Here is a 23,593-nt window from a genome sequence, read left to right as displayed (position 1 = left end):
CCTGATCGGCACCCTTATTAACTCGGAATTAACCTCCACCATGTCTACTACCGCCACGCGCAACATTTTGGTGACTAGTGCGCTCCCTTACGCCAACGGAGCCATTCACCTCGGTCACTTACTTGAGTATATCCAGACTGATATCTGGGTACGTTTCCAGAAAAGCCGTGGCCAACAGTGCTACTACGTATGTGCCGACGACGCCCATGGCACTGCCATTATGCTGCGTGCGGAACAGGAAGGTATTACCTCTGAAGCGCTGATTGAACGGGTTTCCAACGATCACCAAACGGACTTTGCCCGTTTTGGTGTCGGGTTCGACAACTATCACTCGACCCACTCCGCTGAAAACCGCCACTTCAGCGAAATGATTTACAAGCGCTTACGGGATAAAGGCCATATTGCCACTCGCGATATTGAGCAGATGTTTGATCCCCAAAAAGGTCTGTTTCTGGCCGATCGTTTTATTAAAGGCACCTGCCCCAAATGTGGCGCCGATGACCAGTATGGCGATAACTGCGAAAAGTGTGGCGCTACCTATACTCCCGCAGACTTAATTAATCCTGTTTCGGCTATCTCTGGTGCCACTCCAGAAGTACGCACCTCGACTCACTACTTCTTTAAGCTGCCCGACTTTGCCGACTTCTTACAGCGCTGGATTGACGATGGCCACGTTCAGCCGCAAATCCGTAATAAGTTGATGGAGTGGTTTGAGTCTGGTTTTAACGAGTGGGACATTTCCCGCGACGCGCCCTACTTTGGCTTCGAAATCCCCGACGCACCAGGCAAGTACTTCTATGTCTGGCTGGATGCGCCGATCGGCTATTTAGCTAGCTTTAAAAACCTCTGTGATCGCGAAGGGGTCGACTTCGACAGCTACTGGAACAAAGACTCGAAGGCCGAGGTATATCACTTTATCGGCAAAGATATCGTCTACTTCCACGCGCTGTTCTGGCCCGCCATGCTGCATGGCGCTGACCTGCGCACGCCCACCGCTGTTAACTGCCACGGCTTCCTGACGGTAGACGGCGCCAAGATGTCGAAATCGCGCGGTACCTTTATTAAAGCCGCTACCTACGCCGACCATCTCGACCCCGAGTATCTGCGCTACTACTTTGCCGCCAAGCTTACTTCTAAAGTCGACGACCTGGATCTGAATCTGGAAGATTTCGCCGCTCGGGTAAACTCTGATTTAGTCGGCAAGGTGGTCAACATTGCCAGCCGCTGTGCCGGTTTTGTTAAAAAACTTGGCGGTGGAAGTCTTTCAAGCCACTGCGCTGAGCCACAGATGGTCGCCCGCTTTATTGCCGCCGGAGACGATATTGCCGAAGATTTTGAAGCACGCGAATTTAGCCGGGCAATGCGCAAAATTATGGAACTGGCGGACGAAGCCAATACCTACATTGCTGATAAAGAGCCCTGGGCCCTGGCTAAACAGGATGGGCGCGATGCTGAAGTACTGGAAATATGCTCGGTAGGCATTAACCTATTCCGTCAGTTGATGGTGTATCTAGCGCCCGTGGTACCCGCTATGGCCGTGGAAGCTCGTGCGTTTCTTAACGTTGAGTCGCTGGAATGGCATTCTCGTCAAACGGTTCTGACCGATCATTCGATCAACAAATTCAAGCCGCTGATGACCCGCGTTGAGCGTGACAAGATTGATGCCATGATTGAAGCGTCGAAGGAGGATCTCGTGGAAGAGCAAAAGCTGAAAGAAGTGCCCAAAGGTCCGCTGGCGGAAGAGCCTATCGCTGAAGAAATCGACTTTGCCGCTTTTGCCAAGGTCGACCTAAGGATTGCGCGCATTGCCAAAGCGGAATACGTCGAAGGCGCCGACAAGCTACTGCAACTGACCCTCGATCTGGGTGGCGAAACCCGCAACGTCTTCTCCGGCATTCGCTCCGCCTACGCCCCTGAAGCCCTGGAAGGTCGCTTAACGGTCATGGTCGCCAACCTGGCGCCGCGCAAAATGCGCTTTGGCGTATCGGAAGGCATGGTGCTGGCCTCTGCGAATGAAGAAGGCATCTACTTACTCTCCCCTGACACAGGTGCTGAACCGGGCCAGCGGGTCACCTAATCACAATAGAGTCTTGTCAAAGGGGCAGAGGCTAAACGCCTTTGCCCCTTTTATTTTTTGCATCTGTCATACATTGTCATCGTTTCGCTTAGGCACACCCTATGGTTCAACGCTTTTCACGATCATTGCGCTTTCGTTTTCTAGCTGCCTTGGGTGGCGTGTTATTACTAGCCCTTATTTCCTTAGTTGCCTTGAGCAAGTGGGTCATATTTCCCTCGCTTCATAGAGAAGAGCGCGCGTTAGTAACCCAGGAGCTAGAGCAAATTGAACGTAGCCTCAATATGAGCCAACAGGAGCTACTCGCGCAAGTGCGAGACTGGGCGATCTGGGACGATACCTATGAATTTATTGAGGGGAACTACCCTGGCTATACGGATACCAATTTTAGCCAACAGATGTTTGAAGAAATGCGCTACCAACTAATGGCCTTCTTCGACGCGGAGGGCGACGTACATTTTCTAGCAGGTCTCAATCCAGCTACCAGCCAATACCAAACTTGCTATACCGTAGAACGTGAGTGTCGCTGGATGTCGGTGCTGATTCGCACGATGCAGACTTCCATAAAAGAAGATCCAGAACAAGGAAAAAGCAGCCTGTATGCGGGTACAACGCCGCTAATGGTAGCATCAAACCCCATTCTAAGAACGGATGAGAGCGGCCCGCCCCAAGGATGGCTATTCAAAGTGAGGCCAATGGACGATGCATGGTTGTCGATCATAGAAGACTATACAGGGCTACCAACGACGCTTTCGATGGAGCAAGGAGGAAGCAACAATGACACAACCATCACTATCTCTGGCAATACAATCAAGGCGCAACGCTATTTAGCTGTCTACCCCAATAACGAGCACATAGTTTTGGGTACCCAGCTTAATCGCACCAGTTATTTGGCGAGTCTAGAAACATTTCGCTACGTACTTTTATGGACAGTCTGCTTGATGCTATTGGTGATTGGCCTTGTTCTGCTGCTACTCGAGCGTATTATACTGACGCCACTAAGAGCCCTTACCCAGTTTACGCAGCAAGCCAGCGTGGATATAAAGGGATCAAGCAATTTATTAAGACGCGGAGATGAAATCGGCCTCCTAGCGCGCGCCTTCCAAGAGCAGTTCAAGCATCAACAGCAACTCAATGCCGAGCTCATTGAGCTCTCTACCCACGACCCCTTGACCGGTCTACCCAATCGCCGATTATTCGATCAGCGCCTGCGAGAGGTCATTAATATTGCCTTGACCACAGATCAGCCCGTGTCGGTCATGATGATTGACATTGATCATTTCAAACTGTTTAACGATCATTACGGACACCCCGAAGGCGATAAATGCTTACAGCGAGTTGCGCAGACGATGCATGACATTGCTACTGCACATGGCTTTTTTATCGCACGCACAGGTGGGGAGGAATTCAGTGCTATGTTACCTGCGACTACCACCACCCAAGCAATGGAAAAAAGCCAAGCGCTGAGTCATGCTATCGATCAGTTAAAGTATCCTCACCCCAAGTCGCCAGTGGCCTCTTACGTCACCGTCAGCATTGGTATTAGCCAGTTGCATGTAGAAGGTGTTATGACGCCCAGCGGATTAATGACAGCCGCTGACCAGGCGCTTTATGCAGCCAAAGCTGCAGGGCGACATTGCGCCAAGGTGTATGCCCGCTCGCTAGCCAACGAACCCTTTTCTTCGCACAATACGCTGCCATGAGTGAGCTATTTATCATTTTGATCAGCACGGCCCTGGTCAACAACTTCGTATTGGTTCAGTTTCTGGGCCTGTGCCCATTTATGGGCGTCTCTAATAAACTGGAGTCGGCCATGGGCATGTCCCTGGCCACAACCTTTGTGCTGACCCTGGCGTCGGCTGCTAGCTTCGTGGTTTATCATGGTCTGCTTGTGCCGCTGGATGTGACCTACCTGCGCACCATTAGCTTTATCGTGGTGATCGCCGCCGTGGTGCAGTTTACTGAAATAATGGTGCGCCAGTTGAGTCCACTGCTGCACCAGGTGCTGGGCATCTTCCTGCCCCTTATCACCACTAACTGCGCGGTATTGGGCGTAGCGCTGCTGTCGTTAAACCGCGAGTTAAGCTTTTTTCACACCACCCTGTATGGGTTGGGCGCAGCGCTAGGCTTCTCGCTTATTTTGGTGCTGTTTGCCGCCATGCGTGAACGTTTAGCGGGGGCCGATATTCCCAAACCCTTCCAAGGAGCCGCGATTGCTATGGTCACCGCGAGTCTCATGTCGTTGGCATTTCTCGGCTTTTCAGGCTTGGTGCAGGGATGAAGGCAGCGCGCGATGAATAGCACCAGTGATGTGATAGGAATCCTTAGCGCTATCGCGGTATTAACCGGCTTGGGCATCGGGTTTGGTGCCCTGCTGGGCGTGGTTAGCGAGCGTTTTAAGCGCGAAGATAACCCGCTAGTTGAACAAATTGATGCCCTGCTGCCGCAAACCCAGTGCGGCCAGTGCGGCTACCCAGGCTGCCACCCTTACGCAGAAGCGATTAACCAGGGCGATGCGCTGAATAAATGCCCTCCGGGTGGCGAAGCGACGATTCATGCCCTTGCCGATCTGCTTGGTCGCGAGCCGGAGCCCCTGGATGGCGAAGCGCAAAGCGAGCCCAAGGTGGCGTTTATTCGCGAAGCGGAGTGTATTGGCTGCACCAAGTGCATCCAAGCCTGCCCGGTCGATGCAATTATCGGCGCGGCTAAGTTAATGCATACCGTGATTGAAGACGAATGCACCGGCTGTGATCTGTGTCTCGATCCCTGCCCTGTGGACTGTATCGATATGCTGCCACGCTCGACACCGCTCAACCAGTGGCAACCCGTAGTGGCGCAATCATCAAACATGATTGCCAGCGACCGCCAATCCGCACCAGGGAGTCTTGATGTCGAACGTCTATGACTTCCCCGGTGGCATTTATCCGCCTGAGCGCAAACAGCGCTCCAACCAATCCGCACTCATTCAAGCGCCACTGCCAGGCCGAGTAATTCTTACCCTGCAGCAGCACAGCGGCCAGCCCGCCACGCCATGTGTGGCGCCGGGAGATGAAGTAAAAGTGGGCAGCGTGATTGCCAAGCGTGAAGGCATGATCTGTAGCGACCTGCATGCCAGCATTAGCGGAACGGTGAGCGAGGTTGGCACGACCCAAATCACCATTGATGGCGATGGCCAAGATAACTGGGAGCGACTGCCCAGTCTCGACTGGCAACGCGCTGAACCCAGTGCACTACTTGAGCGCTTAAACGAGAGCGGCATTGTCGGCCTAGGCGGCGCAGGGTTTCCCACCCATATTAAAGCGCGAGTGGTCGAACGGCATGCGATTCACACCCTGGTGATTAACGCCGCCGAATGCGAGCCTTATATCACCGCCGATGACCTGACTCTGCGCCACCACGCTAACGAAGTGCTCGAAGGTGCACAGATAGTCGCCAAGCTGTGCGGCGCGCAGCATATAATGATTGGCATTGAGGATAACAAACCCGATGCCATAAAAGCCCTGAAACACGCCCTTTCAAATTACCAGCCGATTAACATTGAGCTGAAAGTAATACCTACCCGCTACCCCAGCGGCGGCGAGCGCCAGCTAATTAAAAGGCTACTAAACCTTGATGTGCCCAGCGGCGGGCTGCCCGCTGATGTGGGAGTGCTCTGCCATAACCCAGGCACGCTACTGGCGATACTACACGCAGTACGCGATGGGCAGCCGCTGGTTTCCAGGGTGGTCACGCTGACAGGCGAAGCCATCACCCAGCCCGGCAATCGCTGGGTGCGTCTGGGCACATCGGTTAGAGAGCTGCTGGAGCAGGCAGGGCTGAATACCCCAGAGTTACACCAAGTGATTCAGGGTGGCCCCATGATGGGCTCACCACTGCTAACGCTCGATACGCCGGTCACCAAGCTTACCAACTGTTTAATCGCGGCCACGCTTAATGAGTTACCGCCGCCCCCAGCAGAATCGCCCTGCATTCGCTGCGGTGAGTGTGAAAGCGTTTGCCCGGTAGCGCTGCTGCCGCAACAGCTGCACTGGTATGCTCGCGCTCAAGACGATGCCAAGCTAGAGCGCTATCACCTGTTCGACTGCATTGAATGCGGCGCTTGCAGTTACGTATGCCCCAGCCATATTCCGCTCGTGGTGGATTACCGGGAAGCTAAAAGCCGGATACGCCTACAGCGGATTGAGGCAGTAAAAGCGGAGCACGCCAAGCACCGTTTTGAGTTCCGCCAAGCGCGGCTCGCTCGGGAAGAGGCTGAAAAACAGGCGCGCAAGCAAGCCCGCCAGGCGCAACAACGTCGCTCGTCTACCAGTGCCGCCGCCAGCAGCGAAAAGGTCGACTTACGCGGTCTGCGCATCGCCCATGCCGCCGCCAAAGCATCGGTCAAAAAGGCTGAAAAAACCCTGGCGCGCGTCGCTCAGGAAGACCCCAAACAATCCCTGGATGACTTAGAAATGCAGCTTGCCACCGCCCAGGAGAACTTAAAAGCAGCCGAGTTGCAGCTTGCCCAGGCGCGCGAACAGCAGTCCAGCGAGGAGTCGCCATGAGCATGATGCACGCCTCAGGCGTTAAAGATGCCATTACAGCAACGTCTGTGCCGCCAACGGCGAGCTTGATGCGCTGGGTCATTGCGGCAACCCTGCCAGGCATCGCCACCATGAGCTACTTTTTCGGCCTTGGAATTATCAGCAATGTACTGCTAGCCGCCGCTTTTGGTGTTGCGCTTGAAGCCGCCGTGCTTCGGCTACGCCAGCGCCCCATCCGTGTAAAGCTGAATGACTCAAGCGCCCTGCTTACGGGCGTTTTGCTGGGCGCATCACTGCCTCCCGCCAGCCCCTGGTGGCTTATCGGTGTGGGTATGATCGCGGCGATTGTGGTCGCCAAGCAGCTATACGGCGGTTTGGGCCATAACCCGTTCAACCCCGCCATGGTGGGCTATGCGCTACTGTTAGTGTCTTTTCCTACCTACATGACGCTGTGGGCCCCGCCCCAGGAATTGCTACCTAATGATTTATGGGCGCAAATCGCCGGCACGCTGCCAACCGCCCAATTGGATAGTTTGAGCGGCGCAACGCCCCTTGATGCATTTAAGCACAAAGGCGAAGCGGTACTGGCCAGCGAGTTCTGGGCTGCCAGTCCACTGCCGGATGGAACCCTAAGCGCCTGGCGATGGGTAGCGCTTGCTTGGCTAGCGGGTGGTGCGGTGTTGTTAGCGAAGCGTATTATTAGCTGGCATATTCCGGTCGCTATGCTTGGCAGCGTATTACTACTGGCCACGCTGTTTTATCTCAGCGACCCCAGCCACTTCGCTTCACCGCTGTTCCACCTGCTCACCGGGGCAACACTATTCGGGGCATTCTTTATTGCTACCGACCCGGTCTCCGCTGCCACCAGCCAACGCGGCAAACTACTCTATGGCGCAGGGATTGGCGCGCTGGTCATGATCATTCGCACCTTTGGCGGTTACCCGGACGCGGTGGCGTTTGCGGTATTGCTGATGAATCTGTGTGTACCGCTGCTAGACCTATACAGCGTGCCACGCCCTACAGGTCAGCAAAAAGCCTCACCGGGTAAACCAGGAGAACAGCCATGACGCTGTTACAGGCCATGCAGCGCGGTGCGCTTGCCCTGGGGACCTTTGCGCTGGTAACGGCAGGCAGCGTTGCGCTTACCCGCACGTTAACCGCCGAGCGTATAGAGAAACATCAGCTGGCTTATCAACACCGCCAGCTGCAGGCAGTACTGCCCCAAGCGCTGGCGAATACGCCCGTCACTAAGGTGCTGGAGAGCACTTTTACCCTTCCCAACCCACAGGCGCTGGGGCTTGCGAGCGAAAGCCAAGGTTGGTGGGTAAACGATCAGGGTAGCAGCGCAGTGATCTTGCCGGTGGTGACCCGCCAGGGGTATAACGGCGAAATCCGCCTGCTGATTGGCATTGATGAGCAGCAGCGTATCAGCGGCGTGCGCGTTACCCAGCACCAGGAAACGCCTGGGCTAGGCGATGATATTGAGCGCAGCCGCAGCGACTGGATCACCGAGTTTAATGGTTTAAGGTTAGATAGTTTGCCGCCAGAAGGCTGGGCGGTGACGAAAGACGGCGGCCAGTTTGACGCTTTTACCGGCGCTACGATTACGCCCCGTGCTGTGGTCAATGCTGTCCATAAAGCGCTTCAGTACGCCGACGATGCACCGCTACCGATGTCATTTGAGGAGTCCACCTTATGAGCCAGTGGCGCGAACTAGCCCGAAGTGGTCTTTGGTCGAATAACCCCGCGCTGGTGCAGCTGCTCGGGCTCTGCCCGCTACTAGCGGTAAGCGGCAGCGTGGTCAATGCGCTGGGGCTGGCGCTGGCCACGTTGCTGGTCATGGTCGGTGCCAGCACGGCGATTTCGCTGATTCGTCACCAGGTGCCCAGCGCAGTGCGTCTGCCCGCTTTCGTGATGGTGATTGCTGCTTTTGTTACCTGCGCTGAACTGCTCATGGCCGCCTACGCTTACCCGCTCTATCAGGTGTTGGGAATTTTTATTCCGCTGATCGTCACCAACTGCGCCATCCTGGGTCGCGCGGATGCCTTTGCCTCACGCCAGCCGGTTCTTCCAGCGGCCATTGATGGCTTTATGATGGGATTGGGTTTTGGCGCCGTACTGGTGTTGCTTGGGGCCCTACGTGAGCTACTGGGTCAAGGCACGCTGTTTAGCGACCTGGCGCTACTGTTTGGGCCGCAAGCGGCCAATTGGCAGCTGACTGTTGCCGACGACTACCAGTTCCTGTTTTTCGTGCTGCCACCGGGGGCATTCTTTGTAGCGGGTCTATTGATTGCGCTGAAAAACGCCATTGATCAACGCAGTGCTGCCCGCGCCAAGCCAGTGGCGACAACACCTCGAACTGAGCGTCGCGTGCGGGTTACCGGCACGATAAAATAGCTGGCAAAATTGCGAAAGTGCCAATGTAAACAACTGCTCGTATTTATAACGCGTATTTATTAAGAGACCCGCCATGAATGCCCAAAAGCGTCATGAAATTTTTGCTCGCCTTCAGGCAGAGAACCCCCACCCGACTACCGAGCTTAATTGGAACACGCCATTTGAGCTGCTGGCTGCGGTACTGCTTTCCGCTCAAGCCACCGATGTGGGGGTGAATAAAGCCACTGCGCGGCTTTACCCAGTCGCCAACACGCCCCAAGCGATCATTGATTTAGGTATCGACGGGCTTAAAGCACATATCAAAACCATTGGCTTATACAACACCAAAGCCGAAAACCTGATGAAAACCTGCCACATGCTCGTTAATCAGCACGGCGGCGAAGTGCCCGACACCCGCCAAGCGTTGGAAGCCTTACCCGGTGTAGGCCGTAAAACCGCTAATGTGATTCTCAACACGGCGTTTGGTCAGCCCACCATGGCGGTAGATACGCATATTTTCCGGGTATCCAATCGTACCGGCATCGCTAAAGGCAAAGATGTCGTTGAGGTGGAACAAAAACTGCTGCGCCATGTGCCAAAAGGATTTCTTCAAGATGCTCACCACTGGCTGATTCTGCACGGTCGTTACACTTGTATCGCGCGCAAACCCCGCTGCGGTAGCTGCATTATCGAGGACCTATGCGACTATAAAGACAAAACCGAACTTACTTAACGGCTAATAAAACCCAGGCTACCAAGTCGAACTCATCAGCAACCGGCGGTAAGCCTCACGCCAAGCGGGCCACTCCCAAACGGTGGTATCAAGGCGCTCAGGGCGAACCGCAGGATCGGTGAGCCAAGCACTAAGCCGGTCATAAAGCCCTTCCCGAGAGCCGTCATAGCGATAGGCTGCAGGGTAAAGCGCAGGGAAACAGAGCCGATCAGGCACTAGTGGCAGCGCCCCGCGCTGGGCCGCTTCCATAATCGCCAAGCCCTGAAACTCATGCCAAGTGGTCGAGACCACAATGCCCGCGCTATCCAACAATTCACGGTACGCTTCCTCCGGCTGCGGCCCCCAAGCCACAATATGCCTGGCTAAGCGCTGCTCGGCCTCGGCAAAAATAGCCGGAACCTGGCGGAAACGCTGACCAAGCACCGCCAGCTCAAACGCTACCCCCGCATCGCTTAACGCAAACAGCACGGCAAAGAAGTCGTCGGGATTTTTGTCATATTCCCAGCGATGATTCCAAACAATGCGGTGCGGAACCGTTGGGTGGACGTACTGACTGCGGATAGATATTGGCACTGGTAATACCCTGGCCCGCTCGCGTAGCGCTTCCAGTGGCTTGGCTGCGGGGAGGTTTTCCGGCATTTTTTTTAGAAAAGCCCGCGCACCATCAATAAAAGAGTCGCGGTTGTAGGCGCTGTTAAACACCACGCAATCCGCCGCCAGCGCCGTATAGAGATTGACCATCTTAGCCTCTACTTGTGGCATCTGATCGCTCGACTCTGGATAAGCGAACTGATTTTCATGAAAGTAGACGACCTTTTTTGCACGGCCAAGATGCGGAAAAAGCCCCACCAGCGTGGCCAGATCAACCATCGAAGTGGCAAGAACCACATCATACGTTTGGTTTAGGATGTCATGCTCTTTCAGCATCCAACTCAGTGGGTTGCCGCGAATACGCCAGGCGAAATGGCGTGGCGGCAGTCTCAACAGCGTCCACGACACCTCATCAAGCTGCGCCATTAAACTTTGCGCCCAGTAGCGATGGCTCACCGCTTCGTAGGCAGATAACAGGAGTACGCGCATTGTCAGCCCTAACAACAAGATCAGTGGAACGCCATAACAGGTTAAGCCATGGCAAAGGGGCAAGCAGTGTAACAAAACGCGCTTGCCAGCTTCTTAGTGAACGCTCCTTTGTCTTGCATGCATTCGGCCAAGGTCGTCTTGGCTGACCGGCGAGATATATCTAGACTGCAGCCATACAGCTTTAAAACAAATAAACGTTAAAACAAATAAAAGCAGGAGAGCTCCATGGCTAAAGTGCTCGTCGTCGATGACGAACCCAATATTGTTTTATCGCTAGAGTTCTTGATGGAGCAAGCAGGTTTTGAGGTCGTTACTGCCGAAGATGGTGAACAGGCCCTGGCAAGAGTGAATGATAGCCAGCCCGATCTACTGCTCCTCGATATTAGCCTGCCGGGAATTAGCGGTTTTGACGTTTTAGAGCGACTACGTAGCGAAGCGGCTACCGCCCAGCTTCCGATTATTATGCTGACAGCCCACGGGCGTGACGTGGAGCGTGAAAAAGGCATGGCGCTGGGCGCCGATGATTACATCACCAAGCCCTTCTCTACCCAGTCGCTGGTCGAAAAAGTCAAAGCCCTACTAATTGAGGAGCAACCATGACCCGAGGCGGGCTGCCCAAACGTCAGCGCCTAATGGGCCTTTGGCTGCTACTTAGCGGCATCAGCCTGCTGGGTGGGGCCATTTTTGCCGCCTGGCTGGATGCGAAGCTTGCTCCCACAGGCGTAACGCGCATCGCCCTCTGGCTTGGTAGCTTCTCCGGTGGCGCAACGATTTTTTTAGCCGGTTTGCTGCTTGAGCGGATGCTGTTTACCCCACTGCGGCATTTACAGGTGCAGCTGGCGCGCTTAGTCGCCAACCCGGACGCGCGGGACGAGCACCCACCCGAAGGTTGGCTAAAAGGATTGGGGCCCGACCTACGACGAGTACGCGAAAGCTGGCGATCAGATCGCAGCCGCCTTGCCACCGCTCACGCTGACGGCGCCCGCAGCGCTGCACGCATCCGCCAGGAGCTGGAAACACTGCTGCAAGTACTCGAAACGCCGCTGCTACTGTGTGATCACCACCGCCGCCTCATGCTGTTCAACCAGGCGGCTGAAGACTTTTTTGAGGGTAATACCGGATTAGGCCTGGGCAAACGCCTGGAAGCGCTGCTACCGGTAGCCAGCTTACAGCAAGTGCTCGGCCAACTGCCTAATGACGGTTCCCCGCGCGAGTTACTCGCCCCCTGTGATGACCGCTGGCTCAAAGTGATTTTACGCCGCGTGCCGGGTAGCAATGGCGAAACACTGCTGACCTTTAGCGACGCCACCGCCTCCTGGTCGAGTGAAATGGGCGTTAGAGCGGAACTGGCAGCAATGTTGACACCGCTTCGTCAGCATACCGCCAGTCTGACCAGCGCCGCCGATGCGCTGATACAGCTGCGCGATCAAAATGACGCCAACACGTCGTCTTTACGCCAGCGTTTTGAGCGGGTAATCCATGAGGAAGGCGTCACGCTGGGCGACAACGTGGCCAAAATCGGCCAGCTACTCGACGATATGCAGCATCAGGGCGAGCGCTTAACGCCCATGTGGTCAAACGATTTCTGGCAAGCGTTGGATGAGCGCCTTGACCCGGAGCACCGCTTAATTACCCCGGTGGGGATGCCTGCCTGGTTTAAAGGCGACGCCCCGGCGCTGATTGCGCTGTTTGACTCTTTAGTTAAGCACCTCAATACCCATCTTCCCGACAGTGGCTTTGAGGGTGAGATATGCCTGGGCAATAAACGCGTCTACCTTGACCTTATTTGGCGCGGCAAAGCGATCCCCGAGCATGAGCTGACGGAGTGGCGACAGCAGCCGCTAAACTCACTACCGTTGACGCCAAGCGTCGCCGATGTAATGCGCCAACACGCCAGCGACATCTGGAGCCTTGCCGACGACGATGGCGTTCATTCACGCCTGCGACTCCCCCTACCCGCCATGGAGCGCGTAGGCGCCCCAAGAGAAACCGCCCCGCCGCGCCCAGAATTCCATGACTTTGGCATTGCCGACCTGCCCCCGCCGGATGAAGCGCTGGCCAGTCGAACGTTGCGCAGCCTGGAAATAGTCGCCTTTGACACGGAAACCACCGGGCTTGAGCTACGCCGAGGCGACACCGTCATCAGTCTTGGCGCCTGTCGCGTGGTCAACGCCCGTTTATTAGCAAGCGAGGCCTTCGATCAAAAAGTTGATCCGCAGCGGCCGATCCCACCGGCTAGCACCGCGATACACGGCCTTACTGATGCCGATGTGATCGGTGCGCCGCCGCTGGATATTGTGCTTACCCGCTTTCGTGATTATGTCGGTGAAGCCGTATTGCTCGCCCATAACGCCGCCTTTGACTTACTTGCCATTAGCCACAAAGGGGTCGCATTTGATATCCCTGTGATTGACACTCTACTGATTTCACGGGCACTGGACGAAGCGCTCGATGGGCATGATTTGGATAGCCTTGCCCAACGCTACGATCTGGCGTTTCCACCGGGGACGCGCCACACTGCTTTAGGCGATGCCCGCGTTACCGCCGAGCTCTGGCTAGCCCTGCTGCCACGCTTAGAAGCCCGCGGCGTCGATACACTTGAGCAGTTATTAGCGCTACAAGCCAACGCCTTCGACCGACAGGATGCCAGTGCCTGATGAAACCTTTCGGTGTGAAATCACGCCAAACAGAGCGCCTAATGGCTCTGGTGGCGATTGCCCTGCTGCTGTTCTGCCCACCGCTGATTATCGTGGTGGACCGTCTTCCCGCTTTTAGCGTGGGGTGGCTACCGCTTTATCTATTTATCGTCTGGGCAGTAGTGATCGGTTTAACTGCCTGGCTGATGGAACAGCGTGCGGGCCGCTAACCATGCGTAATGAGGCGATGATCCTCGGCACCGCCTTTGGCTACTTAGCGCTGCTGTTTGTGGTCGCCGCCTGGGGCGACCGGCGAGCGGAGCAGGGTCGCTCCATCATTGGCTCGCCTACGGTATATGCCCTTTCTATCGCTGTTTACTGCACGGCTTGGACGTTCTACGGCAGCGTAGGACGCGCCGCCGAGTACGGCCCCAGTTTTTTGCTCATCTACCTGGGACCCACTCTGGCGATGCTGTTGGCCCCTTCGGTAATCAGAAAGATGGTGCGCATCGCCGCACGACAACGGATCACCTCCATCGCCGACTTTATTAGTGCCCGCTACGGCAAAAGCACTGGCCTAGGGGCGCTGGTTGCCTTGATGGCGCTGATTAGCATCACCCCCTACATTGCCCTGCAGTTAAAAGCCATTACCGTGAGTCATGCGGTACTGATCAATTACCCCCGCGCAGCCGACACCACCTTGGTGGATGAGCACTTCTGGATGGATAAGTCCCTCTGGGTCGCCCTGGTATTGGCAGTATTTATTATTCTGTTTGGCACGCGCCACCTGGATGCCAGCGAGCGCCATGAAGGCATGGTGGCGGCAATCGCGGTGGAATCCATCGTTAAACTGGTGGCCTTTATGGCCGTTGGCGTGTTCGTGGTGTTTGTGATGTTTGAAGGTCCCGCTGCGCTGTTTGCCCAGGTAGCGGCAACTCCCGCCCTTGTCGATAGCATGCGGCTGGATAGCGTTCCGGGTGGCGCCACCGGCTGGGTGGGCATGCTGGTGCTGGCCTTTCTGGCCTTTTTGACCCTGCCCCGTCAATTCCAGGTATTGGTGGTTGAGAATGTCGATGAGCAGCACTTAGCCAGAGCAAGCTGGCTCTTTCCCCTCTATATGCTGCTGATTAATCTGTTCGTTATTCCCATTGCGCTAGCGGGACTGCTGCTAGGGGTCAGCGCGGGTGACCCGGACAGTTTCGTGCTAACGCTGCCGCTGTCAGCAGGTTTAGAAGGGCTGCCGCTACTGGTCTTTATTGGCGGCCTTTCTGCGGCGACAGGCATGGTGATTGTCGAGACAATCGCGCTTTCAACCATGGTCAGCAACCAGTTGGTGATGCCTCTTCTGCTGCGCTCACGGCGGCTGCACTTAAGTACCAAAGGGGAGCTTGCCGGTTGGCTGTTGGGTATTCGGCGCATTGCTATCGTGCTTATTCTGCTGCTCGGCTATCTCTACCATGCGCTAATTGGTGACTCCTATAGTCTTGTCACCATTGGACTGGTCTCCTTCGCCGGGGCCGCGCAGTTTGCCCCAGCGCTTTTGATTGGCCTTTATTGGCGCGGCGCTACTCGCCAAGGTGCCGCGGCTGGCCTAATCGCCGGGTTCTTACTCTGGTGTTATACGCTGCTGCTGCCAGGGTTTTCCCAATCCGGTTGGTTGGATGCGGCACTACTCACCGAGGGCCCCTGGGGTATTGCTTGGCTAATGCCCTACGGCTTATTCGGGCTCGAAAATTGGGATATTTATACCCATTCGTTGCTCTGGAGCATGATGGCTAACGTGGGGCTATTAGTGGGGGTATCGCTGTTTACCCGACCTACACCACTTGAGCAAACCCAGGCAGCGCTGTTCACAGAAGCAATGCACCCTAATCTGCAAACCACCTCGCTATCTACGTCACTTTGGCGTGGGCAAACGACCCAGGGGGCTCTCAAAGAGCTGCTGGTTCGCTATTTGGGTGCCCAGACCACCCGCCGCGTATTTAGCTATAGCGGAACCAAAAGCGCTTATGCAGCCGATGAGCTCGCTACTGCCGAGCTGATTACCCGCGCCGAACAGGCCCTAGCGGGGGCGCTAGGCAGTTCTTCAGCGCGAGTATTGATCAACTCGGTGGTACGCGGTGAAGCGCTGGACATTGAGTCGATTCTGAGCATTTTGGACACCACCTCACAAACCCTGGAGTACAACCGCCGTTTGGAACAGAAGTCCCAAGAACTGGCAAAAATCGGCGAAGAGTTGCGCAGCGCCAATGAGCGCCTGCGCGAGCTGGATCGCTTGAAAGATGAGTTTGTCGCCATGGTCAGCCACGAGCTACGCACGCCGCTCACCTCCATTCGCGCCTTTGCTGAAATTTTATGCGATAGCAGTCAGCTCCCCGACGAAAAGCGCCAGCATTTTCTTGGTGTGATCGTCCACGAGAGCCAGCGACTGTCACGTTTAATTGAAGAGATTCTGGATCTTGCCCGCCTGGAGAGCGGTCGTTTAACGCTAAATCCCGTGCCACTCGACCTTGCCGACCTTACTCGGCATAGCATTGACGCTATTGCGCATCTGCATGAGGAGCGTGGCATTGCCTTAGATGTTAGCTTGGAAGCTGACCCTGCGATGGTCGTTGGCGACCATGACCGTTTAGAGCAGGTAATTATTAATCTGCTTGATAATGCGGGTAAGTTTGCCGACCGTGATCAGCCAAAAGTGCACCTCACGCTTTATCGCCATCGTCGGCATTTCCGCCTTAGCGTGGAGGATAACGGTGCGGGCATTAGCGAAGACGAGCGTGAGCGGGTGTTTGAAAAATTTCATCAAATTCAACAGGACGACGATATTCCGCGAGGTAGGCCAAGAGGCAGCGGCTTAGGGCTGCCGATTAGTCGGGGCATTATCGCCCACCTGGGGGGGCGACTCTGGGTAGAGGATGCCAAAACCTTAGGCGGTGCATGCTTAACACTGGAGCTGCCCGCGGCGCCGGATGACACTTCTCTTTCCACCCCGGACTAGGCGTTTTTCACTCCCTGAACAAAAGCTCTGATCTGCTGCAGATCAAACTTCAGCAGCAGGCGCTCATCTTCGCGCAGGCGCCGCATATCAATCCAGCCATCAGCGGCTTCACCACGGGCTTTGTTATACCGCTGCTGATCCAATAGGCGCTGCTGCAGACGCTCAAAAGCAGCTATAAGTAACTCCGATTCAGCCAGCGTCAGCGCAGCCGCAGTATGACTTAGCGCGATCAATCGCTGGTGTGTGGCTATTTCGCGCAGCCCGTGACGCAGGCAGCTTAAGCGTGCAGCGCTAATCAAGGGCAACAAACCTTGATGCTTAAGATTAAGGGCTTGCTCGTGGGGGGCATCCAGGCCCGGGCTTGAGGCTAGCCGCCCCAGACGATCCAGCGCCACCGGTAGCTCATCAAGTAGCGCCGCCATTTCATCCATAAACAGTGACGCTTTGGGAAGTGTCGAAGCGATACTTTCCTCTAGTCGCTTAGCAAGCGCTGGATTACCGGCAACCGGAAAAAAATCGAGCAGAATATTGGTCTGCTGTACGCGTTTTACCTGCCGGTCAGCGCTCCATATAGCTAGCTGCGCATGCCACTCGCTCAGCCGTTTGCGCCACATCGGCCAGCGCGCCATGACATGACCACGGCAGAGCGGGATACCGGCCTGATCCAAACGCTGGGTAAACCGCTCGCCCAGCGCTTGAAAGTAGCCATCAATCTCTACATGTCGGTGGTCAGGGTAGTCGTCGATAATCAACGCATTATCCTGGTCGGGGCCTAGCAGGCTTTCGAAGCGCGCCGCGGAGCCTAGCAGCAGAACACAGTAGTCGACGGGCGGAGCGCCCCAGCCCTGCGCCTGCATTTCGTCAAGGGATTGCGCTATTGCCTGACGATACAGTGAAGCATTGTGGTCACTGATAATTTGGCTAATACGCCAGGCGGGCAGATCATAATGCACCAATGTTTCCACCAGCGGCAGTTGCCAAGCATAGGCGTCAGCTAATGAGGTATCCGGTGAGGGGAAGCTCGAGGGGAAGTTTGAGGAGAGTTTTGAGAAGAGATGGTGCAACGGCGCATTGAGCGCCGAGGTATTGAGCGTGCCATTCTCATGGAATAGAGAGCGCCATGGTGAGGCTTGGTGTACTAAACGCATACGCCTATCCTTCACTAAACGTTATGTCGACGGCGCTCTACTCGCTCTGGTCGCTATCACCTGCACGGCGCGGGTCTGGCGCGAACATCGCCTCACCCACTTCATCGATATAGCGCTGCGCTTTGGTGACCATCATGGCATCACAGGCCTCTCGCCCTGGGAGCATATCGGAGCGCTCAAATCGGTGTTCGAGCGTTTCACCACTGGCGTCAGCCTTACTTATCCAACCACTGACGCGGTACTGACCGCTCTGATTATCGGGCTGAGAGACAATCTCATAGCCTTTGTATTCAACCGGCTCAGCAGCTTTGGTGGTGGCGCCTGGCTCAGACTGACGATCACTACCAAAGAGGCCGGAAAGTATTTTTTTTAGCATGATGGCTCCTTTTTAAAAACCATGGCTCCTTTGCTTGTAGGGCGGCAATACGAAGGCCGCCCTACAAGGGTTAAGCTGCTTTTTTTATAAACGCTTGATTAGCTTTGCTTGCGTCCCTTACCTGCGGCAATGCGCAAACGCAGCGCGTTCAGCTTAATAAAGCCTTCAGCGTCTTTTTGGTTGTAAGCACCAGCATCATCTTCAAACGTTGCGATCGACTCATCAAACAGCGACTCATCGGACTTGCGCCCCACTACGGTAGCGTTGCCTTTGTAGAGCTTCATACGCACGACACCCGCTACATTCTTTTGGGTCTCGTCAATGGCCGCCTGCAGCATACGACGCTCGGGGCTCCACCAGTAACCGTTATAGATCACTTCAGCGTATTTCGGCATCAGCTGATCTTTCAGGTGGGCTTCTTCGCGGTCCAGGGTGAGTGATTCAATCGCGCGGTGAGCACGCAACATAATGGTGCCCCCTGGCGTTTCATAGCAGCCGCGAGATTTCATGCCCACATAGCGGTTTTCAACAATATCCAAACGACCGATACCGTTGTCGCCACCCAGTTTGTTGAGTTTCTCGAGCACTTCATGGGCTTTCAACGGCTCGCCGTCGATGGCCACGATATCGCCCTTTTCAAACGTCAGCTCAACGTAGGTGGGCTGGTCGGGCGCGGCTTCGGGAGAGACACTCCAGCGCCACATATCATCTTCGGCTTCGGCCCATGGATCTTCCAAAATGCCGCCCTCGTAGGAGATGTGCAGCAGGTTGGCATCCATCGAGTAGGGCGATTTTTTCTTTTTATTAGAAAAATCGACCGGAATTTTATGCTCTTCGCAATACGCCATTAGCTTTTCGCGGGAAGTTAAATCCCACTCACGCCATGGGGCGATTACTTTTACGCCGGGCTTCAGGGCATAGCCGCCAAGTTCGAAACGTACCTGGTCGTTGCCTTTACCCGTCGCGCCATGGGAAATAGCGTCGGCGCCGGTCTCATTGGCAATTTCGATCAACCGCTTGGCAATCAGCGGACGAGCGATAGAGGTGCCCAGCAGGTACTCGCCTTCATAAATAGTGTTGGCACGGAACATCGGGTAGACGTAGTCGCGAACGAACTCTTCACGCAGGTCTTCGATGTAAATCTCTTTTACGCCAAGTGCTTGCGCTTTAGTTCGCGCCGGTTCGACTTCTTCGCCCTGACCGATGTCGGCAGTAAAGGTCACTACCTCGCAGTTGTAGGTTTCTTGCAACCACTTAACGATAACGGATGTGTCCAGGCCGCCTGAATATGCCAGCACAACCTTTTTGACATCGGACATTCTTTGCTCCTTTAAAAAGTTAAACCTTTGCGATTGGTTTTGAGACAGACCCTGAGTATAGCGTTCTCAATGCCCAGCGAATACCGTCAACGACGCCTGGGTGCTAAAGCTGCTAGAATCACCCCATTCAAAGCGGTGGTTTGCCGCTGATGTTGACTGATGACTCGCTTTACTATTACTCGCTTCAAGACTATTACTCGCTTAAAGATAAGGAGAGCTGCATGAGCGAGGCAATTGCCCGCGAATTAATGGCCCAACGTTTTCGCAGTTACCTGCCCGTGGTCGTTGATTTAGAAACCGGGGGATTTAATGCCCAAGGCGACGCTGTACTTGAGATAGCCGCCGTCACGCTGACCATGGATCCGGAGGGCAACCTGCTTCCTGATGCCACCTATGCCTATCACATTGAGCCCTTTGAGGGCGCGAATGTAGAGCAGTCCGCGCTCGATTTCACTGGAATCAACCTGGATGACCCCCTGCGTCGCCAGGTAGCGCTGAGCGAGTCTGAAGCGCTGGGAGAAATTTTCCGACCGATTCGCAAATCGATCAAAGCCCACGACTGCACGCGCGCTATTTTAGTCGGCCATAATGCCGCGTTCGACCAGGGCTTCTTGAACGCGGCGGTCAATCGCTGTGGCGTTAAGCGCAACCCTTTTCACCCGTTCTCAAGCTTTGATACTGCCACGCTTGCAGGCCTGGTCTATGGCCAAACGGTACTTGCCCGGGCCTGTCGTGCCGCTGGCATTGAGTTTGATAACAAGGCCGCCCACTCCGCTCGCTATGACACAGAGCGCACCGCCGAGCTGTTTTGCGCCATGGTTAATCGCTATAAAGACCTGGGTGGCTGGCAGCTTGCCCAGCGTGAACAAGAGATGGACGGTGCGGATTAACACTTCCAGTCAACACCGTAGCCGCTGATGCAGCAGACAAGGGTTTACGCTAAACTTTGTCACACTGCAGCAGCGTTTATTTTGCACTGCCACTGCCAAGCAGTACTGAGTGAGTAGTACTAAGTGAAGGAGCACTCAGCGTTTACTTGGTGGTGGAACCAAAACCGATTCACCCTACCCGTTTTCAGGAGATGAGACGTTTCCATGGCCCAGCATAATGCCTTTTACGCCCAATCCGGTGGCGTCACCGCCGTGATCAACGCCAGCGCCTGCGGCGTTATCGAAGCCTGCCGTCAAGCACCCGATCAAATTGGCAAGGTTTACGCCGGTCATAACGGCATTATCGGTGCCTTAACGGAAGACCTTATCGACGTTACCCAAGAGAGCGATGAATCGATTGCTGCCCTGCGTCACACACCGGGCGGCGCTTTTGGCTCCTGCCGTTATAAGCTAAAAGACATTGACACCCACCGCGCCCAGTACGAGCGGTTGATCGAAGTGTTTAAAGCCCACGACATTCGCTACTTTTTCTATAACGGTGGCGGCGACAGCGCTGATACCTGTTTAAAGGTCTCCCAGCTTTCTGAAAAGCTGGGCTATCCGCTTACCGCTATCCATGTGCCTAAAACAGTCGATAACGACCTACCGATTACCGACAATAGCCCGGGCTTTGGCAGCGTGGCCAAGTATATTGCCACCTCAACGCTGGAAGCCTCGCTGGATATCGCCTCCATGTGCGCTACCTCCACCAAGGTATTTGTGCTTGAGGTAATGGGCCGCCACGCGGGCTGGATTGCTGCTGCTGGTGGTTTGGCGGGCGAAGCCGAAGGCGAGCCGCCGCACATGATTATCTTCCCCGAAATCCCGTTTAATCGTAAAGCGGCCATGGCGCGGGTTGAAGAGAGCGTCAAGAATTATGGCTACTGCGTTATTGTGGTTTCTGAAGGCGCTCGCTACGAAGATGGCACCTTCCTGGCCGATGCGGGTAACACCGATGCGTTCGGCCACCGCCAGCTTGGCGGCGTAGCACCGACACTGGCCGGCATGATCAAGCAGGATTTGGGCTACAAGTATCACTGGGCAGTGGCCGACTATCTGCAGCGCGCGGCGCGTCACCTGGCGTCTAAAACAGACGTTGAACAGGCCTATGCAGTGGGTCGCGAAGCGGTAACGTTGGCACTGGCGGGTAAAAACGCCATGATGCCCGCCATTCGCCGTATCTCTCAGGCGCCCTATCAGTGGGATGTGATCTCTGCCCCGCTCTCCCAGGTAGCCAACCAAGAGAAGTTTATGCCCCGGGACTTTATCAGCGAAAGCGGCTTTGCCATTACCCAGACGTGCCGGGACTATCTTTCACCGCTGATTCAGGGTGAGGACTTCCCGCCGTTCGAGAACGGTCTGCCTAAAGTGGCTAAGCTGAAACTGGCCAAAGCCGAGCGCAAGTTGCCAATTTTTACGCTGTAAACAACTAGCGCAGCAGAACTAAAAATAGCGGCAATAAAAAGAACGGGGCGATGAATCACTTCATCGCCCCGTTTTATGTGTACTTCCCCGCCTGGGTTAGCGTAGTAACCAGGAAAGCACTAGCAGCAACAGCAGAATTCCCGCCACACCCTGCCAGAAACGCCGCGGCTCCTGGCGGCTCTCTTCTCGATTGGGTAACCGCCCAAGCGGCACCCTAAGCGCATGCAAAAACTCGGACATGCGCCTAAACCGCAGCGCACGCTGGGGGTCCAAGGCACGGCGTAGCGCGTCGTCTAGTTCCTGGGAGATCTCAGGATTGGTGGTACGCGCGCTACGATAGGTCAACTCTTCAAGGTCGGTGTGGCTGCGAAGCCTGTTGGGCGTCAGCGTATAAGGTAAAGCTCCGGTCAAAAGCCAGTAAGTAGTGGACGCTAGCGAGTACTGATCACTGCGCCGACCAATGCTGTCGCCTAATGCATATTCAGGTGCAGTGTGTTCGTTAAAGCCAATCTGTCGTAACAGCTCTCCCGAGTGACGGTGCCCTTCGCCGTCGCGCATATGACAGGCACTAAAATCGGTGAGCACAAGCTTGCCGTGTGGGTCGATCAAAATATTATCGGGATTGATCTGCTGATGAATAATGTCCCGATGATGCAGCGCTTGCACCGCTTTTCCCAACTGATTGGCAATATCCAAGCGCTGGGTCAGGCTGGCTTGAGGATGTCGCTCTCCCCACTCTCGCAGCGTTTCGCCTTCAATATGCTGCATCAGATAATACAGGTAGCGGCGCGGTCGAGATGGCTCCATCACTTTAACCACAAAGGGCGAGTTAACGCGTTCCACCACCCACTGTTGGAGTAGAAAGTGCTCAAGATAGGCATTGCGCAACGAAAGCTCAGGGCTGGGCGCTTTCAGGACCATTTCCCGCTCGCTATGCACATCGCGGACGCGATACACCCGCGACTGCGCCGTTCGCGATAGCACCGCGAGAACCTCCAAGCCGTCTAGACGCTCACCCACAGACAATTCAGGGGGAATCGGAAGGTCGCCATAGAGCTGGCCTGGGTGCTCAGTTACCTCTTCAGGTAATTCATCGATACGTATCAACTGGAAGCAGAACTGGTCACCGCCATAGCCGCGTTCCTGGGCGCGCTGCTTTGCCTCATCGGCTAGCCGCTCGCAGGCGGCATCCAAATCACTGGCGTCCTGGCGAATCAAGCGCACATAGTCGGAAGGCAGCAGCGTGCCGCGCACCCCCTGGGTGGTGAACAGGAACAGATCGCCCTGCTTGAGCGCAATGTGGGTGTAATCAATATCGACACTGCCGTCCATACCCAGCGCTCGTGAAGGGTAGCGATAGCCGCCTAAATCGGTCACATGATCACGGCTTAGCTGCTCAAACTCGGCACCCCGTAAACGAAAGACAAGCGTATCGCCCATATGGAACAGATGGGCTTCGCGGCCGCGGAACACCATCGCCGACATGGATGAAACAAAACTGCCCTCTTTCACATGCTGGCTTTGGCTATAGCACCAACTGTTGAGCGCGCGTAGCACACGGGTGGCAGAGGTTTTGACATCCCAGTGATCGGGGGTCGAAAAGTAGTCGGCCAGAAAGCCGCGTACGCTTATATCACCGGCCTGCTTGGCCATCGTATTGCGTGAAATGGAGTCGCTGATCACCGCACAACCGCCTTTGGCACTAAGCAGCGGCGCTTCAGGAAAGCGAACCGACATTGAACTGCGGTGCAGGCGCCTATCGGGCGCGACAAACGCTTGACCATAACTAATGAGCAATTGGGCGTGCGACAAGTCATCCTCCTAGGCTGCCGACTCGATCGAGGGACATCACTGTCAACCAACACTGTCAATAAACGCTGCCTATGATACACGCAGCAGCACGGAAACGATGCCCACCAAACGTCTCTATCGTATTCGGCCAATTTGAAGGGCACATGAATTATCACGTGCGGCCA

The 23,593-nt window shown here is 55.4% G+C and carries 20 protein-coding genes; 15 read left to right on the top strand and 5 right to left on the bottom strand.

The features are described 5' to 3' along the window. Window positions 1-40 precede the first annotated feature (40 nt). The 9 genes from metG (at window position 41) to nth (ending at window position 9,706) form a co-directional block, all read left to right on the top strand. Window positions 41-2,077, top strand: a complete 2,037-nt coding sequence (gene metG, locus QEN58_RS08540; protein ID WP_280106674.1) for a methionine--tRNA ligase — start codon at window positions 41-43, stop codon at window positions 2,075-2,077. 281 nt (window positions 2,078-2,358) lie between these two features. Beyond that, entirely contained in the window at window positions 2,359-3,777 is a 1,419-nt protein-coding gene (locus tag QEN58_RS08535; protein ID WP_280106673.1) for a sensor domain-containing diguanylate cyclase, read from the top strand. Continuing rightward, entirely contained in the window at window positions 3,774-4,355 is a 582-nt protein-coding gene (gene rsxA / locus QEN58_RS08530) for an electron transport complex subunit RsxA (RefSeq protein WP_007114112.1), read from the top strand. Before QEN58_RS08535 ends, rsxA begins: the two co-directional genes overlap by 4 nt. Window positions 4,356-4,367: 12 nt before the next feature. Further along, the gene (gene rsxB, locus QEN58_RS08525) at window positions 4,368-4,979 is read left to right on the top strand and encodes an electron transport complex subunit RsxB (RefSeq protein ID WP_280106672.1); all 612 of its coding nucleotides are present in this window, start codon (window positions 4,368-4,370) and stop codon (window positions 4,977-4,979) included. Then, complete coding sequence (gene rsxC, locus QEN58_RS08520) at window positions 4,963-6,618, top strand: electron transport complex subunit RsxC (protein ID WP_280106671.1); 1,656 nt, start codon at window positions 4,963-4,965, stop codon at window positions 6,616-6,618. The genes rsxB and rsxC overlap by 17 nt, the downstream gene beginning before the upstream one ends. After that, window positions 6,615-7,664: an RnfABCDGE type electron transport complex subunit D gene (locus QEN58_RS08515; protein ID WP_280106670.1), complete on the top strand. Its 1,050-nt coding sequence runs from the start codon at window positions 6,615-6,617 to the stop codon at window positions 7,662-7,664. The genes rsxC and QEN58_RS08515 overlap by 4 nt, the downstream gene beginning before the upstream one ends. Beyond that, window positions 7,661-8,296, top strand: a complete 636-nt coding sequence (rsxG, locus tag QEN58_RS08510; RefSeq protein WP_280106669.1) for an electron transport complex subunit RsxG — start codon at window positions 7,661-7,663, stop codon at window positions 8,294-8,296. Before QEN58_RS08515 ends, rsxG begins: the two co-directional genes overlap by 4 nt. Continuing rightward, the gene (locus tag QEN58_RS08505) at window positions 8,293-8,994 is read left to right on the top strand and encodes an electron transport complex subunit E (RefSeq protein ID WP_280106668.1); all 702 of its coding nucleotides are present in this window, start codon (window positions 8,293-8,295) and stop codon (window positions 8,992-8,994) included. Before rsxG ends, QEN58_RS08505 begins: the two co-directional genes overlap by 4 nt. A 73-nt stretch (window positions 8,995-9,067) precedes the next feature. After that, on the top strand, window positions 9,068-9,706 hold the full coding sequence (gene nth / locus QEN58_RS08500; protein ID WP_280106667.1) for an endonuclease III: 639 nt from the start codon (window positions 9,068-9,070) through the stop codon (window positions 9,704-9,706). A gap of 18 nt (window positions 9,707-9,724) precedes the next feature. On the opposite strand, the gene QEN58_RS08495 is transcribed toward nth, so the two are convergent. After that, window positions 9,725-10,786 carry a tRNA-queuosine alpha-mannosyltransferase domain-containing protein gene (locus QEN58_RS08495; RefSeq protein WP_280106666.1) on the bottom strand — a complete coding sequence of 354 codons (1,062 nt, stop codon included), beginning with the start codon at window positions 10,784-10,786 and terminating at the stop codon, window positions 9,725-9,727. A 225-nt stretch (window positions 10,787-11,011) separates the two neighbouring features. Between QEN58_RS08495 and QEN58_RS08490 the strand changes: the two genes are divergently transcribed. The 4 genes from QEN58_RS08490 to QEN58_RS08475 are packed head-to-tail and all read left to right on the top strand — an operon-like array spanning window position 11,012 to window position 16,420. Next, window positions 11,012-11,386, top strand: a complete 375-nt coding sequence (locus tag QEN58_RS08490; RefSeq protein ID WP_022523646.1) for a response regulator transcription factor — start codon at window positions 11,012-11,014, stop codon at window positions 11,384-11,386. Continuing rightward, window positions 11,383-13,443, top strand: a complete 2,061-nt coding sequence (locus tag QEN58_RS08485; RefSeq protein ID WP_280106665.1) for a 3'-5' exonuclease — start codon at window positions 11,383-11,385, stop codon at window positions 13,441-13,443. The genes QEN58_RS08490 and QEN58_RS08485 overlap by 4 nt, the downstream gene beginning before the upstream one ends. Then, window positions 13,443-13,652, top strand: a complete 210-nt coding sequence (locus QEN58_RS08480) for a hypothetical protein (protein WP_071693111.1) — start codon at window positions 13,443-13,445, stop codon at window positions 13,650-13,652. Before QEN58_RS08485 ends, QEN58_RS08480 begins: the two co-directional genes overlap by 1 nt. A 2-nt stretch (window positions 13,653-13,654) precedes the next feature. Continuing rightward, window positions 13,655-16,420 (top strand): ATP-binding protein, encoded by a 2,766-nt coding sequence (locus tag QEN58_RS08475; protein ID WP_280106664.1) that lies wholly within the window; start codon window positions 13,655-13,657, stop codon window positions 16,418-16,420. Here QEN58_RS08475 and QEN58_RS08470 read toward each other — a convergent pair. The 3 genes from QEN58_RS08470 to QEN58_RS08460 form a co-directional block, all read right to left on the bottom strand. Further along, window positions 16,417-17,568 (bottom strand): DUF294 nucleotidyltransferase-like domain-containing protein, encoded by a 1,152-nt coding sequence (locus QEN58_RS08470; protein ID WP_280106663.1) that lies wholly within the window; start codon window positions 17,566-17,568, stop codon window positions 16,417-16,419. The genes QEN58_RS08475 and QEN58_RS08470 overlap by 4 nt on opposite strands. A gap of 37 nt (window positions 17,569-17,605) precedes the next feature. Then, complete coding sequence (locus QEN58_RS08465) at window positions 17,606-17,944, bottom strand: HlyU family transcriptional regulator (RefSeq protein WP_280106662.1); 339 nt, start codon at window positions 17,942-17,944, stop codon at window positions 17,606-17,608. A 98-nt stretch (window positions 17,945-18,042) separates the two neighbouring features. Beyond that, a complete protein-coding gene (locus QEN58_RS08460) occupies window positions 18,043-19,263 on the bottom strand; it encodes an argininosuccinate synthase (protein ID WP_071693107.1) in 1,221 nt (406 codons plus the stop codon). A gap of 221 nt (window positions 19,264-19,484) precedes the next feature. On the opposite strand from QEN58_RS08460, the gene rnt reads away from it, so the two are divergent. Together rnt and QEN58_RS08450 are read left to right on the top strand one after the other, a co-directional pair. Further along, complete coding sequence (gene rnt / locus QEN58_RS08455) at window positions 19,485-20,153, top strand: ribonuclease T (protein WP_280106661.1); 669 nt, start codon at window positions 19,485-19,487, stop codon at window positions 20,151-20,153. Between the two features lie 204 nt (window positions 20,154-20,357). Next, window positions 20,358-21,617: a 6-phosphofructokinase gene (locus QEN58_RS08450; protein WP_280106660.1), complete on the top strand. Its 1,260-nt coding sequence runs from the start codon at window positions 20,358-20,360 to the stop codon at window positions 21,615-21,617. A 96-nt stretch (window positions 21,618-21,713) separates the two neighbouring features. Here the strand turns inward: QEN58_RS08450 and QEN58_RS08445 are convergent, their stop codons facing one another. Beyond that, window positions 21,714-23,429, bottom strand: coding sequence for a bifunctional protein-serine/threonine kinase/phosphatase (locus QEN58_RS08445; protein WP_280106659.1), 1,716 nt, complete (start codon window positions 23,427-23,429; stop codon window positions 21,714-21,716). Window positions 23,430-23,593 lie beyond the last annotated feature (164 nt).

Origin of the sequence: Halomonas alkaliantarctica (assembly GCF_029854215.1) — a bacterium.
GTDB classification, from domain to species: Bacteria; Pseudomonadota; Gammaproteobacteria; order Pseudomonadales; family Halomonadaceae; genus Vreelandella; species Vreelandella alkaliantarctica_A.
This window is presented reverse-complemented; position numbering and strand designations above follow the sequence as displayed.

Bases quoted from the DNA above. Each gene is read 5' to 3' on its own strand.
- metG (WP_280106674.1), top strand. From the start codon at position 41: ATGTCTACTACCGCCACGCGCAACATTTTGGTGACTAGTGCGCTCCCT.
- QEN58_RS08535 (WP_280106673.1), top strand. From the start codon at position 2,359: ATGAGCCAACAGGAGCTACTCGCGCAAGTGCGAGACTGGGCGATCTGG.
- rsxA (WP_007114112.1), top strand. From the start codon at position 3,774: ATGAGTGAGCTATTTATCATTTTGATCAGCACGGCCCTGGTCAACAAC.
- rsxB (WP_280106672.1), top strand. From the start codon at position 4,368: ATGAATAGCACCAGTGATGTGATAGGAATCCTTAGCGCTATCGCGGTA.
- rsxC (WP_280106671.1), top strand. From the start codon at position 4,963: ATGTCGAACGTCTATGACTTCCCCGGTGGCATTTATCCGCCTGAGCGC.
- QEN58_RS08515 (WP_280106670.1), top strand. From the start codon at position 6,615: ATGAGCATGATGCACGCCTCAGGCGTTAAAGATGCCATTACAGCAACG.
- rsxG (WP_280106669.1), top strand. From the start codon at position 7,661: ATGACGCTGTTACAGGCCATGCAGCGCGGTGCGCTTGCCCTGGGGACC.
- QEN58_RS08505 (WP_280106668.1), top strand. From the start codon at position 8,293: ATGAGCCAGTGGCGCGAACTAGCCCGAAGTGGTCTTTGGTCGAATAAC.
- nth (WP_280106667.1), top strand. From the start codon at position 9,068: ATGAATGCCCAAAAGCGTCATGAAATTTTTGCTCGCCTTCAGGCAGAG.
- QEN58_RS08495 (WP_280106666.1), bottom strand. From the start codon at position 10,786: ATGCGCGTACTCCTGTTATCTGCCTACGAAGCGGTGAGCCATCGCTAC.
- QEN58_RS08490 (WP_022523646.1), top strand. From the start codon at position 11,012: ATGGCTAAAGTGCTCGTCGTCGATGACGAACCCAATATTGTTTTATCG.
- QEN58_RS08485 (WP_280106665.1), top strand. From the start codon at position 11,383: ATGACCCGAGGCGGGCTGCCCAAACGTCAGCGCCTAATGGGCCTTTGG.
- QEN58_RS08480 (WP_071693111.1), top strand. From the start codon at position 13,443: ATGAAACCTTTCGGTGTGAAATCACGCCAAACAGAGCGCCTAATGGCT.
- QEN58_RS08475 (WP_280106664.1), top strand. From the start codon at position 13,655: ATGCGTAATGAGGCGATGATCCTCGGCACCGCCTTTGGCTACTTAGCG.
- QEN58_RS08470 (WP_280106663.1), bottom strand. From the start codon at position 17,568: ATGCGTTTAGTACACCAAGCCTCACCATGGCGCTCTCTATTCCATGAG.
- QEN58_RS08465 (WP_280106662.1), bottom strand. From the start codon at position 17,944: ATGCTAAAAAAAATACTTTCCGGCCTCTTTGGTAGTGATCGTCAGTCT.
- QEN58_RS08460 (WP_071693107.1), bottom strand. From the start codon at position 19,263: ATGTCCGATGTCAAAAAGGTTGTGCTGGCATATTCAGGCGGCCTGGAC.
- rnt (WP_280106661.1), top strand. From the start codon at position 19,485: ATGAGCGAGGCAATTGCCCGCGAATTAATGGCCCAACGTTTTCGCAGT.
- QEN58_RS08450 (WP_280106660.1), top strand. From the start codon at position 20,358: ATGGCCCAGCATAATGCCTTTTACGCCCAATCCGGTGGCGTCACCGCC.